Source organism: Allocatelliglobosispora scoriae (genome assembly GCF_014204945.1).
Classification (GTDB): domain Bacteria; phylum Actinomycetota; class Actinomycetes; order Mycobacteriales; family Micromonosporaceae; genus Allocatelliglobosispora; species Allocatelliglobosispora scoriae.
The window spans coordinates 406,607-419,759 of record NZ_JACHMN010000003.1; the positions used below are offsets into that span (position 1 = coordinate 406,607).

Here is a 13,153-nt window from a genome sequence, read left to right on the forward strand (position 1 = left end):
GGTGAACGGTGTTGTTTGCGCGGACATTACTTCCCCCGGCCACCCCGCACTGCCCTCGTCACGTTTTGCGGCAAAGCGTGGCCTCGCGCAGCGAGATGGCCACGCTTTGCCGCAAAACGTGACGGGCTCGCCTCAGACGGGCAGCAGCATGCCCCGCTCGACCAGGTGCCGCACCACGCCGACGAGCACCTGCCCGAGCTCCTCCTCGCCCGCGCCGTGCGCCTCGGCGAGCAGCGCGACCTGGTCGCGCAGCGACACCTCGCCGCCGCAGCCGCTCACCAGCGCCAGGATCAGCGGGTCGATCTCCTCGCTCCAGCGCAGGCCGGTCGTGAGCGTCAGGACCTGGCGGTCCACCGCCCAACCCTCCGCCGACATCGTCGCGTCCTGCCGCAGCGTCAGGCCGTCCGCGGCCCGGAAAACCGCGTCGAGTACGCCGTCGTCATCGCGCCCGCCGAGCCACTCCTGCCGGTCGAACCACGCCGCGACCTGATCGCCGACGGGTGCCTCGATCGTCTGCCGCAGGTCCTCGCAGACGATGATCGGCTCGACCCGGTCGCTGCGGCGAGCCGTGATCAGGCCGAACCCGATCCCCTCGATCTTGTGCTGGTCGAACCAGTCGAGCCACTCGGCGGCCCGCTGCGGATCGTGCCCCTCGGAGGCGTCGCGCAGCCAGAGCCGGACGTAATCGAGCGGGTCGGTGACCTCGCGCTGGATCGCCCAGACATCGCAGCCGGTGCCCTCGAACCACCCCGCGATCCGGTCCTCCCAGTCCTCGCCCGCCACGTGCACCCAGTTGGCGAGGAACTGCATCGTGCCACCGGGGTTGAGCAGGTCCCCGGCGGCCGCGGCGAGCTCGGCGCAGATCCCGTCGCCCGGGCGGCCCGAGTCGCGATAGGTGTGCGTCGCCACGCCAGGCCCGACCACGAACGGGGGATTGCTCACCACCAGGTCGAAGCGGCGTCCGGCGACCGGGGCCAGCATGTCGCCCTCCAGCAGCTCCCACTGCTGCCCGTTGAGCGCCGCGGTGGTCGCCGCGAAACGCAGCGCACGGGCGGAGAGGTCCGTCGCGGTCACGGACTCCGCGTGGCGGGCGACGTGGAGTGCCTGGACGCCGCAGCCCGTACCCAGATCGAGGGCCGTGCCCACTGGGCGCCGGATCGTGCAGTCGGCGAGCGTCATCGACGCGCCGCCGACGCCGAGCACGTGGTCGGTGGGGAGCGCGCGGCCCGGCGCGGCCGGGAGGTCGGCGACGACGAGGAAGTCGCCGTAGAGGTCGAGGTCGACGCCCGCGCGGATGCCGCCGGAGACGAATTCGATCAGCTCCGCCTCGAGTGCCCGGGCGAGCGGCAGCGGCTTCAGCGCGCTCGCCACGTCGGCCTCGGCCTCGATCTGACCGGCGAGGAAGAGGCGGATCAGGGTGTTGAGGCGGTCCCGCTCCACGGTCGTGGCGAGCGTGGGGCGGAAGTCCTCGCGTCCGGCTGCCTCCATCGCGACCGGACCGAGGCGCTCGGCGATCCCGGCGGGGGTGAAACCGGCGCTCGACAGCGCTTCACGCAGGCGTGCGGTGTCGGCGGGGTCGAGAAGCCCGTGCTGTTCAGCCATACGCCCATCCTGCCCCATCGGTCCGAGCCCGTATGGCAGGCTCCTGGCTATGGCCACGCTCTTCCTCGCCCAGCAGCCCGACGCCGATGAACTGCTGCGTACCGACCCGCTGGCGCTGCTCACCGGCATGCTGCTCGACCAGCAGATCCCGCTGGAGAAGGCGTTCATGGGGCCCTATGTGCTGACGCAGCGCCTCGGAGTCCCGAGCCTCGACGCCGCCGCGATCGCCGATTACGACCCGGCCGAGTTCGGCAAGGTCTTCGCGCAGGTGCCGGCGATCCACCGCTTCCCCGGCTCGATGGCCGAGCGGACGCAGAAGCTCGCCCGCGCCATCGCCGACGACTACGACGGCGACGCCTCACGGGTGTGGACCGAGGCGAAGGACGGCAAGGACCTGCTCAAACGCCTCGGTGCCCTGCCGGGCTTCGGCAAGATGAAGGCGCAGATCTTCGTCGCCCTGCTCGGCAAGCAGTTCGGCGTGCAGCCGGACGGCTGGCGGGAGGCGGCCGGGGTCTACGGCGAGGACGGCTCACTCCGCTCGGTCGCCGACATCACGAGCAGGGAGACCCTGACCAGGGTGCGCGAATACAAGAAGCAGATGAAGGCGGCCGCCGCGGCTAGCTGAGGGCTGCCCGGGCCTCGTCGAGGACCTGCCGCCGCCCGTTCTCCCCGCCGAGCTCGACGACGTGGTTCAACGCCGCCCTGTACGCCACCTCCAGGGCCTGGTCGGCGGGGCACTCGACATCCGGGGTGACACCGGTGCCCTCCCAGTTGGTGCCCGTGATCGGGCTGACCGACCGGGCGACCGGGATCGTCGCCTCCAGGAACTCCGCCACCCGGAAGCCCTCGCGCGGGTGGGCGCCGCCGCGCGTCCGATCGCCGACGATCACGGCCCGGCCGAGCTGCTGCAGGTCGTAGGCGACCGCCTCGCCGCCGGAGAAGGTGGTGCCGCTGGTGAGCAGCCACAGCGGTTTCGTCGCCCCGAACCGGCGGCCGGGCACGTGGGCGGGGGTCCAGAGCTGCCGGACCCGGCCGGTGGCCGCCTCGAAGATCCCGCTCAACTCGACCGGCTCGGCACCGAGCAGGAAGGCGCAGAAGTAGCTCGTCATCGAGACCTCGCCGCCGAGGCAGCCGCGCAGGTCGATGATGAGCGCGTCGGCGGGTGCGACGAGGGTCATCGCGGCGGCGATCGCGTCGGCGGCGACGGCGGTGGGGAAGAGGATCGGCTGGATGTCGAGGTAGCCGACGTTTCCGGGCAGCCGTTCGGCGCGGGCGACGCCGTGGGCGGTGAGGTCGGCCCAGGTCCGCATCTCCGTGAGGTCGGACTCGTCGTCGCCCCGGCTCTCCGGGACCGGGTCGGTGTGGTGCAGCAGCCGCAGGTGCTTGTCGCCGTTGGCGGACTGCAGGTCGCGGGTGATCGCGATGGCGAGGGCGTCGTCGGCCAGCCCTGTGTAGGACCCCTCGGCGAGCCGGGTCCGGAGCAGCCCGGTGACCTCGGCGGCGATCTCGGGGAAGACGTAGTGCTCCTGGACCAGGTCGATGACCCGGCTGACCTTCTCGTGCTGCGGCATGTCGCCTCCTTCCGTCGAAGCTGAGCAGTCGAAGTAGAGCATTCACATTGACAAAGAGTCAAGGCCAGTTGACACTTAAGTCCATGACCGAGATACCGGAGATCATGGAGGTGTCGTCGGCCGCTCAATACAGTGCGCTCGGCCACCCGCTGCGGCTGCGGGTGCTCTTCGCCCTCGGCGAGCAGCCCGCGACGATCAGCCAGCTCGCGGCCTCGCTCGGATCTCGCAAGGGCAACATCGCCCACCACCTCGCCGTGCTCCGCGAGGCCGGGCTCGTGCGGCACTCGCACACGCGGCAGGTGCGTGGGGGGACCGAGCAGTACTTCTCGCGTACGGCGAGGAGGTTGCACTTCGTGGGTGAGCAGGCGGGTGCCCAGTCGGCTGCCGCCCTGAAGGTCGTGGCGGAGGAGATCGGGCAGGCCGCGCCCGACCCGTTCCTGGTGCTGCGGCACGTGCGGCTCACCCGGGAGCAGGTGGACTCGATCACCGCGGCGCTCGCGCACCTGGTCGAGGGGATCGAAGAGGCGCCGGAGGGGTCGCCGCGGTTCGGCGTGCTGCTCGGGGTCTATGAGCCCTCAGCCTCGCGGAGCCCGGCGGACCGGGAAACGAGCGATGAATAGCGGCAGATCGCCGGTCAGAGGCCCAGATGCGTGCGGATCGCGGCGTCGAGCAGGCGCAGCGTGGCCGGCCGGATCGAGCCGATGCGCTGGCGGATCCGGGCATAGTCGATCGAGCGGATCTGCTCGGCCTGGGCCTTCGAGGCGTGATCGAGGCCGCCCTCGCCGATCGGGATGAACACCTGGAAGGGGTAGATCCGCTCGGTGCTGGAGGTCACCGGCACGACGGTGACGACGCCCCGGTGGTGCCGCTCGGCGGCCCGGTTGGCGGCGCTGTTGCTGACGACGATCGCGGGCCGGACCTTGCGCGACTCAGAGCCCAGCGCGGGATCGAGATCGACGAGGTAGACGTCACCGCGCTGCATCGGCCAGCCCGTCGGCGGCGGTCTCCTGCCACAGCCTGCCGTCGTCGCCGTCGTGCCACTCGGCCCACGCGTCGGCGTAGGCGTCCTCCAGCTCACTCAGCCGCAGCAGCTCGATGGCGCGATGCAGCACCGCCGACCGGGAGGCGCTCCCGCGCCGGTTGGCGTAGTCATCGACGAACGACACGTCGTCGTCGGGCAGGCTGACACTCACCTTCATGCCACTCATGCTACCGGCAGTGCTACTTGCTGTCCTACCCGAGGAGTGTGACAAAGGTCAGGGCCGACCCCGGCATACGAGTCGGCCCTGACCTTTGTTGCGGTTTTCGCGGCGTGTCCAGCATTAAAGTTCAGGGGAGGGGGCGCGGCGGGGGAGGAACAGCGCGATCAGCGCACCCAGGGCGCAGATGGCTGCCGTGGCCAGGAAGATCTCGTGGTATTCGGCTCGGAGAGCCTCGCGGATCGCCTGCTCGTAAGCGGTCATCGCGGCCTTGAACTCCGCCGCCGTCATGGTGAACGGGAGCGGGGTCGGCAGGTCGGCGGTGAACTCCTGGAACCGGTGCAGGCCCCAGGCGGAGAGCGCGGCCACCCCGACGAGCATGCCCATCATCCGCGCCACGACCAGCGCCGCCGAGGCGATGCCGTGCTGGGCGGCCGGGACCACCCGCAGCACCACCGACGAGAGCGGTGCGATGACGAGGCCGAGACTCAGCCCGGCGAGGACCAGGTCGACACCCGCCCGGGGCAGGCTCAGCCCGGCGAGGTCGTAGCGCGCCGCCGCCAGCTCCACGGGCCAGCCGGCGATCAGCAGGTACGCCCCTCCGGCCAGCAGCATCCCGCCGACGACGATCCAGCGCTCGCCCAGGAGGCGGACGAGGAGACCGCCGACGACCGCCCCGATCGGCAGGGCCACGAGGAACCACGTGAGCATCAGGATCGCGTCGAACGAGCTGAGCAGCAGCAGTGTCTGCGCCACCAGCTCCACGTCGACGAGGGTCACCATCAGCGCGGCACCGGCGCAGAGGCTGGTGCCGAGGGTGGCGAGGAACGGCCGCATCGCCACGCCGCGCGGATCGAGCAGCCTGGTCCGGGCGAACCCCTCCCAGAGCAGGAAGAGCACCGTCGCCACGCCCGCCGCGATCAGCGTCGCCGGGCCCCACGAGGGCAGCATCGACTTGGCCGGCTCGGGGTTGTAGAGGCCGGCCACGGTGAGGCCGAGCGCCACGGCGAGCAGCAGCCCGCCGACGACGTCGATCTTCGGTCGCTCCTGGTCGGCCGAGCGCGGCGGCACGACCCACCACACCGCGATCGCCGCGATGGCGGCGAGCGGGATGTTGAGCCAGAAGATGCCCCGCCAGCCGACGAGAGCGGCGACTCCGGCGCCGAAGAGCGGTCCCAGCACCGCGCCGAGCTCCTGAGCCGCGCCGACGAACCCGAGCGCGGACGCCCGGGACCGCTCCGGGGCGAGGTCGGCGATGAGCGCCATCGTGACGGGGAGCAGTGCTCCGCCCGCCAGGCCCTGCACCGCCCGGCCCGCGACGAGCGGCCACAGCTCGGTGGCGGTGGCCGTGACGACCGAACCGGCGGCGAAGACGACAAGGCAGCCGACGATCACCGCGCGGCGGCCGAGCCGGTCCGAGAGGCGGCCGAGCAGCGGCATCCCGGCGACGTAGCCGAGCAGGTACCCGGTGATCAGCGGGGTGGCCCGCTCCAGGTGGTTGATGGGTACGGCGAGGTCCTTGACGATGTCGACGAGGATCGCGACCAGGACGTACGCGTCGAGCGCGCCGAGGAGGACGGCCAGGCCGCCCACCCCGACGGCGGCACGGTGCTTAAGGTGCACTGATGGTCACTGGGGCGTCGTACTTGGTGAAGGTCGCGAGCACCTTGCCCGCCGGGTCGCTGCCCGATGCGGGGATGGTGAACTCGCCCTTGACCAGCTTCTTCGTCGCCGCGTCGAGCCAGAGGTTGGCGGTGACACCGGCCGGGGCACCCGGGATGATCGCGGCGAGCGCGGTCGGGTCGGTCTCCAGGCTGATCTTGTAGGCGTCGGCGCCCTCGACCTTCTCCACCGCGAGGACCTTGGGGTTCTTGGCTGCGCTGAGCAGCTTGGCGACACCCTTGGTCGGGTCGAGGATCGCCGAGGGGTCGTAGACCGTGGCGGCGAGCGCGAGCGGGATCTCCTGGAACCCGCCGGTGGCGCCCTTGAAGTAGAGCTTCTTGTTCACCACGATGAACTCGCCCTCGATCGTCAGCCCGAGCTGCTCGATCGTGGCCGTGCCCTTCGCCGAGCCCTCACGGGTGAGGTCGCCCTCTGCCTTCTTCAGCGGCAGGTTGGCGATCTTGCCGTCCACGCTGATGGCGAAGTGGGCGGTCTGCGTGCCGGCCATGGCGAGAGCGCCCTCGCCGAGCAGCTGCTCGGCGGGCGGGAAGCTGGCGGAGGCAGAGGGCGTGGGAGTGTCCGCCTTGGCGGTGCAGCCGGTCAGGGCGAGAGAGAGCGCCGCGAGTGCCGCGAGTGCGCGAGAGGTCTTGGACATAGGTGGCATGGTAGCGGCGCCCGCACAACCGCGCCGTGATCATGCTCCCGAGCTGAGCCTATGGCTCCATGTCGATGGTCTCGCCGAGCGGCTGGGTCGGCAGGGCGTTCGGCGCGGGCGGTGCGTCGCGTTTCTGATGGCGCCAGCGGTGCTCGTCCTTCGGCGCGCGGTCGTTGGCGAGGATCACGGCGAACCAGGGCAGCAGCACCATGCCCAGGCCGCACAGCGACAGCCAGAGCCAGAGCAGGGGAACCTTCATCATCGCCAGGAACACGGCGAGGATCAGGCAGACCGCGCGGAGACCCATCATCAGGACATACCGGAGCTCGCGGCTGTGGCGCTGCTTGTCGAGGCTTTCCGGGGCGTCGGTGATGAGCACGGGTTTCGGAGCGGGGCGGTTCACCTCCCCATCCTCTCACTGATCACGGGCGGGGGCGCGCTCCGAGATGAGCGATCGCACCGGCACCGGCGTCGATCGCCATCCGCAGCGACTCCGCCTCGGACCGGCCGGTGACCAGGGCCGCGATCAGGCCCGCCGCGAAGGCGTCCCCGGCACCTGTGGTGTCCACCACGGCGACGGCCGGGGCGGGTGCCGTGACGACCCCGTGTGCGCCCGCCCACACCGCACCGTCGGCGCCGAGTTTCACGACGGCCGAGGCGGCGTACCCGGCGAGTTTTCGGGCTTGATCTCGGGGGTGACCGGGACCGGCGAGGACGTCGGCCTCGTCGCGGTTGGCGAGCAGGACCGTGACCCCCTCGCACCAGCTCAGGAAGCGTTGCGCGCCGGCTGCGCGCAAGGGCGCGGCCGAGGCCGCGTCGACGCTGCTGGTGAGTCCCAGCTCGCGCGCCGCCGCGAGCGCGGCAAGTCCGGCTCCGCGGGACGCGCTGTCCAGCAGGGTGTACGCCGAGAGATGCATGTGACCGCCCTCCGCCACCGCGGACCGGACCCACTCGGCGTCGAGCTGCAGGTTGGCACCTCGATCGGAGATCATCGTCCGTTCGCCGGCACCGGAGAGCACCACGATCGCCCCGGTCGCCGTGCCCGGGCAGACCTGCACCGTGCACTGCACCCCGGCGGCGGTCAGCTCGGCGACCCGGTCCCGACCGGCGTCGTCGTCCCCGATCGCACCGACCAGCGTGACCTCCGCACCCAGGTGGGCAAGCCAGGCAGCCGTGTTCGCGGCCTGACCGCCCCCGGTGACCCGGATCGACGCCGGGCTGTCGGAGCCGTGCTCCAGCGGCCCGGCGAGCGCCGCGAGCACGTCGGTGACGATGTCGCCGACGCAGACGATCCGAGCACTCACTCGATTGCCGCAGCCGAGGCGGCGATCTGCGCGGCGAGCTCGGCGTTGTGCAGGATGATCCGGACGTTGACCGCGAGGCTCTGCCCCTCGGTGGCGGAGTGGAAGTGCGCGAGCAGGGCCGGGGTGACGCCCTTGCCGGTGATCCCCTCCCGGGCCAGCATCGCCAGGCCCTGCGTGAGCACCCGGTCGTGCAGTGCCGGATCGAGCTGCTCGTCCGCGGGGAGCGGGTTGGCGACGACGATCCCCGCCTCGTGCAGGCCCTGGCCGTCCTGAGCCCGCATCACGGCGGCGACCTCGGCGGGCGACTGCACCGACCAGTCCAGGTCGAAGCCGGAGTCGGAGATGAAGAACCCCGGGAAGCGCTTGGTGCGGTAGCCCAGGATGCCGATGCCGAGCGTCTCCAGCCGTTCCAGGGTGGCACCGACGTCGAGGATCGACTTGACCCCGGCGCAGACCACGACGATCGGCGTCCGCGCCAGCGTGGTGAGGTCGGCGGACTCGTCGAAGGTCTGGTTGGCGTCGCGGTGCACCCCGCCGAGCCCGCCGGTGGCGAAGACCCCGATGCCGACGGCGGCGGCGACCGCCGAGGTGCTGGCGACCGTGGTCGCGCCGTCGGCTCCGGCGGCTGCTGCGGCGGCGAGGTCCCGGACCGACAGCTTCAGGACGTTGTCGCTGGTGGCGAGCCTCGTCAGCGCGGAGTCGTCGAGCCCGACGAGCAGCTCGCCGCCGACCATGCCGATCGTGGCGGGCGTGGCGCCGTTGGCGCGGACCCGGGCCTCGATCTCGCGGGCGATCCGCAGATTGTCCGGTCTCGGCAGGCCGTGCGAGATGATCGTGCTCTCCAGCGCCACCACCGGCCGGCCGGCGTCCAGCGCCTCGGCCACCTCTTCGCTCAGTCGAATGCCCACGATCATCACCCTAACCGGCTCGTGCCGACCGGGCCCGCGCTCGCCGCAATCGCCCCCGGGCAGGGGTGCTGAGCTGCGGCTCGGCAATCCCGCTGGGATTGGACGACGCCATCTGGGACACTGGGTGGGTGACCACGACCCCAGACGCCGGCACGCTCCTCGAAGAGCGCACCAGCACCGAATACCGTCTCGACGAGGGCGACCACGAGCGTTTGTCGCACTACGCGCCCAAGGACAAGCTGATGGAGGCCATGATCGAGGGAACGCCCATCCGTGCCCTCTGCGGCAAGGTGTGGGTGCCGACCCGGGACCCGAAGCGATTCCCCGTCTGCCCCGAATGTAAAGAAATCTACGAATCCATGGCGTAGTCCTGCTGATGACGCCCCGCTGTGCATAACGATGGCGGCTGCGGGGGGCTGCCATCCCTAGTCAGCCGAGGACACGACACCTAAAATCCCGCGCAGCGCGCGAACCCCGTCGCGCGTATGACACACGGGAGATGTCGTGCTCACACGGCGTTCAATGCTTATTTCCGCCGCGCTCGGCGTCACGGCCGCCACGCTTTCCACCGGCGCCGCGACCGCAGCCGAAGAAGGCCTCGCGGTGCCGGAGACCCTTGCCCGGGACCTCGTCCTGCCCGGTGCCCCCACCTCGGCGACGACCACCGAATTCCCCCTCAGCCACCTCGGCGTGAGCTGGACCGGCGATGGCGAGGTGGGCCTGCGCCTGCGTGGCGCGGCCGGCTGGGCCGACTGGCAGACCCTGCCCGGCTGCGGTGGCGGCGCCGGTGACGGCTCGGTCGCCAACACCTTCGGCGGCGTCGTCGCCGCCCCTCGCGCCACCGAATATGAGCTGGCCACCAGTGGTGCGGTCAGCGAGCTGCGGATCTCCGAGCTCAACACCGTCGACGGCCCGATCCGCCGGATCGCCAAGCCCCACGCCCAGCTGCTCCGCTTCGCCGGGCACCCCGTCCTGGCCCGCTACTACAGCCGGGCCGCCTGGGGCGCCGATGAGTCCTACCGGTTCAAGGCCAACGGCGACGAAGCCTGGATCCCCGCCTACTACCCGGTCCAGACGCTCACCGTGCACCACACCGGTGAGCCGAACGAGACCCCCGACGACGACCCGGTGGCCCGGCTGCGGGCGATCTACCGCTTCCAGGCCGTCACCTCCAACTTCGGGGACTTCGGCTACCACCTCGCCATCGACAAGCGGGGCTATGTCTACGAGGGCCGTTACTCGGGCACCGACGCCAGCCCGGTCTTCGGGCCCAACCCCGGCCCGGACGGACGCCCGATGATGGTCAACGGCGCCCACATCGGCGGCTGGAACGCGGGCAACGTCGGCATCGTGCTGATCGGCAACTTCAGCAAGCCCGACTGGCTGCCGACCGCCCCCGCCTACCGGTCCCTGCGAGCGGTGCTCTCGGGCCTGGCCCGGGTGCTCGACCTCGACGTCGAGGCGACCTGTAACTATGTCAACCCGGTCAGCGCCGCCACCAAGACGGTGATCACGCTCAGCGGCCACCGCAACTGGGTGCCGACGGAGTGCCCGGGCAACAACTTCTACCCCTACCTCGACGGACTCCGGCGCGAAGTGGCTCGCCGGTCCTGAGCTCTCCCGGCCCGGGGCGATCCCCGCCCCGGGCCGACCAGCACGATTCTGCGGCATCGAGGCCCAGCGCTTACCTTGTGGGGATGAGTTCGTACGGTGACCACCCCTCCGGCCCCGGCCGGATCACGGAGTACGACGACCAGCCGCCGCGTGCCGTGGTCGACGACCGCACCACCGGACGCCACGCCGCCCGCCCCGACGTGCTCCGATCCGGCGTGCCCTCGGCCGATGCCGTGCTCGGCGCCGATCCGGCACCGCCCGCCGCCGAGCAGCTGGCCTCTCCTGCTCCCGGTCGGCTCGCGGGCCTGCGGCGGTTCGCCCGGACCCGACGCAAGCGGATCCTGATCGTCAGCGGCATCGTGCTCGCCCTCGTCGTCTCCACCACGACGGTCGTCACCTACTACCTCGACAGCGTCGACATGCTGGACCCGAAGAACCTCGCCACCCAGACCACGAAGATCTTCGGCAGCGACGGCAAGACGCAGATAGCGCAGCTCGGCACCGAGAACCGCGAGGACATCCCCATGTCCAGCCTGTCGACCGACATCCGCAACGCCCTCATCGCTGGCGAGGACAAGGACTTCTACGACCACAGCGGCGTCTCCTTCACCGGCATCGCCCGCGCGGCCTGGAACAACGTGACCGGCGGGGACACCCAGGGCGCGTCGACGATCACGCAGCAGTACGTGAAGATTGCGACGAAAGATGTCGAGATGTCGGTCTTCCGCAAGATGCGGGAGGCGGTGCTCGCCCGCAAGCTGGAGGGGAAGTACTCGAAGGAGGAGATCCTCGGGTTCTACCTCAACAACGTCTACTTCGGTCGGGGTGCGATCGGCGTACAGGTGGCGTCGAAGACGTTCTTCGGCAAGAACGCCAAGGACCTCAGCATCGCCGAGGCTGCGGTGCTCGGTGCCGTCGTCCGCCAGCCTGAGCAGACACCGTCGTTCGCCGGGTACGACCCGCAGCTCAACGCGGAGGCGGCGAAGGATCGCTGGAGCTACGTGCTGGACAACATGGTCGACGCCGGCTGGCTCGACGAGTCCAAGCGGTCGTCGCTCGCCTATCCCACGAGCATCGCGCCCATCCGCAAGGACGCCGGAAACGCCCAGTGGGGCGTCAAGGGTGTCGGACTCACCGGCATGACCACCGGAAACGTCCTCAACTACGTGGTGGAGGAGCTGAAGGCGGCGCCCTACGGCATCACGGACCTGAAGACCGGCGGCTACCGGATCACCACGACGATCAACCCCAAGATCCAGGCGGCGGCGGAGTCGGCGGCCCGGCGGGGTGCGTCCGGGTCGCTGATGAACGGGCAGAAGGCCAACCTGATGGCAGCGCTCGTCGCGGTGGAGCCGAAGACCGGACGGGTGCTCGCCTACTACGGCGGCGACGACGGCACCGGGCACGATTACGCCGGGCTCAACATGGAGGGCGGCGCGCTCAACGGCGGCCACCCCGGCGGGTCCTCCTTCAAGGTCTACACCCTGGCCGCGGCGCTCAAGGCCGGCTACTCCCTCGCCTCGCACTTCGACCCGGCGGAGTTCCGCGACGGGGACTTCCGGATCCAGAACGCCGGCCGGGACGTCGACTCCTCCTGCGGCAACTACTGCACCCTGGAGTGGGCGACGGTGCACTCCTACAACGTGCCGTTCTACAAGATCTCCAAGCTCGTCGGGGTCGACAAGGTGGTCGCCAGCGCCAAGGCGGCGGGCATCCGGACGATGTGGAGCACCGGCCGCAAGGGCGAGCTCATCGCGAACGACCTGACCAGCAAGACCTTCAAGCAGACCAGCAACGCGCCGTTCTATTACCAGGCCGGGTTCGGGCAGTACCCGATCACCGTCCTGGACCACGCCACCGGCATGGCCACCTTCGCCAACCGCGGTGTCTACAACGCCTCGCACTTCGTCCTGAAGGTCGAGCGGCCGATCGCGGGCACGGACAAGTACCAGCTCGTCGGCGGCGAGAAGCTCAAGCCCGCGCAGACCATCGACAAGGACATCGCCGACGACGTCAACTGGGTGCTCCAGAAGATCCCGCCGACCAACGGGCACTCCCTCAGTGGCGGGCGCCCGGCCGCCGGCAAGACCGGCACCTGGCAGTGCGCCAACACCTCCCACAACTGCCACGCCTGGTATGTCGGTCACACCAAGCAGATCGCCGCGGCCGTCTGGGTCGGCAACACCGGCAAGGAGCAGGCCGTCTACGAGAAGTCCGGCCGGGACATCAGCGGTGCCGGGCTGCCCGGGGCGATCTGGGAGAAGTTCATGAACGCCGCGCACAAGGGCATGGCCGAGCAGAGCTTCGCCGACAAGGCGGGCACCGGCAACCCCAACAAGAACGAGCCCGGTCTGGTCGAACCCCGCAAGCCCGAGAAGTGCTGGCTCTGGTTCTGCATGCCGGAGACGAGGCCCACCCGCCGACCGCCCCGGCCGCGGTAGACCTGCGTGATGCGTGATGAGAAGCACAGACAAGGGCCCGGCGAGGGTGGGGCGTGCGGGCAGCGGGCGACGAGGGTCGACTAGACTCGTGTCGGGCCGTGACTGGCGCGTCGGAGTGGGATCAACCACGAGGGAGCGGCTCGTCTTCGGACTTCATGCCGTGCGCCTGGGCCCTTTCCGTCATCACGAGGAGGACC

14 protein-coding genes and 1 riboswitch are annotated in these 13,153 nt (G+C 70.7%); of the genes, 5 read left to right on the forward strand and 9 right to left on the reverse strand.

Going from position 1 to position 13,153, the window contains the following annotated elements; translation table 11 throughout:
- Positions 1-132 precede the first annotated feature (132 nt).
- Complete coding sequence (locus F4553_RS28515) at positions 133-1,602, reverse strand: DUF7782 domain-containing protein (RefSeq protein ID WP_184841878.1); 1,470 nt, start codon at positions 1,600-1,602, stop codon at positions 133-135.
- Between the two features lie 49 nt (positions 1,603-1,651).
- Here F4553_RS28515 and F4553_RS28520 point away from each other — a divergent pair, with 49 nt between their 5' ends.
- Positions 1,652-2,227: an HhH-GPD-type base excision DNA repair protein gene (locus F4553_RS28520; protein WP_184841880.1), complete on the forward strand. Its 576-nt coding sequence runs from the start codon at positions 1,652-1,654 to the stop codon at positions 2,225-2,227.
- On the opposite strand, the gene F4553_RS28525 is transcribed toward F4553_RS28520, so the two are convergent.
- Positions 2,220-3,173, reverse strand: a complete 954-nt coding sequence (locus tag F4553_RS28525; RefSeq protein WP_184841882.1) for a S41 family peptidase — start codon at positions 3,171-3,173, stop codon at positions 2,220-2,222. The genes F4553_RS28520 and F4553_RS28525 overlap by 8 nt on opposite strands.
- Before the next feature lie 83 nt (positions 3,174-3,256).
- Between F4553_RS28525 and F4553_RS28530 the strand changes: the two genes are divergently transcribed.
- Entirely contained in the window at positions 3,257-3,793 is a 537-nt protein-coding gene (locus F4553_RS28530; protein WP_184841884.1) for an ArsR/SmtB family transcription factor, read from the forward strand.
- Positions 3,794-3,807: 14 nt separating this feature from the next.
- Here the strand turns inward: F4553_RS28530 and F4553_RS28535 are convergent, their stop codons facing one another.
- From F4553_RS28535 to F4553_RS28565, 7 genes are all read right to left on the reverse strand, one after another.
- Positions 3,808-4,155, reverse strand: a complete 348-nt coding sequence (locus tag F4553_RS28535) for a type II toxin-antitoxin system PemK/MazF family toxin (RefSeq protein WP_184841886.1) — start codon at positions 4,153-4,155, stop codon at positions 3,808-3,810.
- The gene (locus F4553_RS28540) at positions 4,142-4,372 is read right to left on the reverse strand and encodes a ribbon-helix-helix domain-containing protein (RefSeq protein ID WP_184841888.1); all 231 of its coding nucleotides are present in this window, start codon (positions 4,370-4,372) and stop codon (positions 4,142-4,144) included. The genes F4553_RS28535 and F4553_RS28540 overlap by 14 nt, the downstream gene beginning before the upstream one ends.
- Before the next feature lie 123 nt (positions 4,373-4,495).
- A complete protein-coding gene (locus tag F4553_RS28545) occupies positions 4,496-5,995 on the reverse strand; it encodes an MFS transporter (RefSeq protein WP_184841890.1) in 1,500 nt (499 codons plus the stop codon).
- Positions 5,985-6,689, reverse strand: coding sequence for an LppX_LprAFG lipoprotein (locus F4553_RS28550; RefSeq protein ID WP_184841900.1), 705 nt, complete (start codon positions 6,687-6,689; stop codon positions 5,985-5,987). The genes F4553_RS28545 and F4553_RS28550 overlap by 11 nt, the downstream gene beginning before the upstream one ends.
- A gap of 58 nt (positions 6,690-6,747) precedes the next feature.
- Complete coding sequence (locus tag F4553_RS28555; RefSeq protein WP_184841902.1) at positions 6,748-7,092, reverse strand: DUF3099 domain-containing protein; 345 nt, start codon at positions 7,090-7,092, stop codon at positions 6,748-6,750.
- Positions 7,093-7,111: 19 nt separating this feature from the next.
- The gene (locus F4553_RS28560) at positions 7,112-7,993 is read right to left on the reverse strand and encodes a carbohydrate kinase family protein (protein ID WP_312875419.1); all 882 of its coding nucleotides are present in this window, start codon (positions 7,991-7,993) and stop codon (positions 7,112-7,114) included.
- Positions 7,990-8,901, reverse strand: a complete 912-nt coding sequence (locus tag F4553_RS28565; protein WP_376776303.1) for a pseudouridine-5'-phosphate glycosidase — start codon at positions 8,899-8,901, stop codon at positions 7,990-7,992. The genes F4553_RS28560 and F4553_RS28565 overlap by 4 nt, the downstream gene beginning before the upstream one ends.
- Positions 8,902-9,029: 128 nt before the next feature.
- On the opposite strand from F4553_RS28565, the gene F4553_RS41965 reads away from it, so the two are divergent.
- The 3 genes from F4553_RS41965 (at position 9,030) to F4553_RS28580 (ending at position 12,956) form a co-directional block, all read left to right on the forward strand.
- Complete coding sequence (locus F4553_RS41965; RefSeq protein WP_184841908.1) at positions 9,030-9,269, forward strand: DUF3039 domain-containing protein; 240 nt, start codon at positions 9,030-9,032, stop codon at positions 9,267-9,269.
- A 154-nt stretch (positions 9,270-9,423) separates the two neighbouring features.
- Positions 9,424-10,515, forward strand: coding sequence for a peptidoglycan recognition protein family protein (locus tag F4553_RS28575; RefSeq protein ID WP_184841911.1), 1,092 nt, complete (start codon positions 9,424-9,426; stop codon positions 10,513-10,515).
- Positions 10,516-10,598: 83 nt separating this feature from the next.
- Entirely contained in the window at positions 10,599-12,956 is a 2,358-nt protein-coding gene (locus F4553_RS28580; RefSeq protein ID WP_184841914.1) for a transglycosylase domain-containing protein, read from the forward strand.
- 88 nt (positions 12,957-13,044) lie between these two features.
- A riboswitch (ZMP/ZTP riboswitch) is annotated at positions 13,045-13,135 on the forward strand.
- The last annotated feature ends 18 nt before the right edge of the window (positions 13,136-13,153 follow it).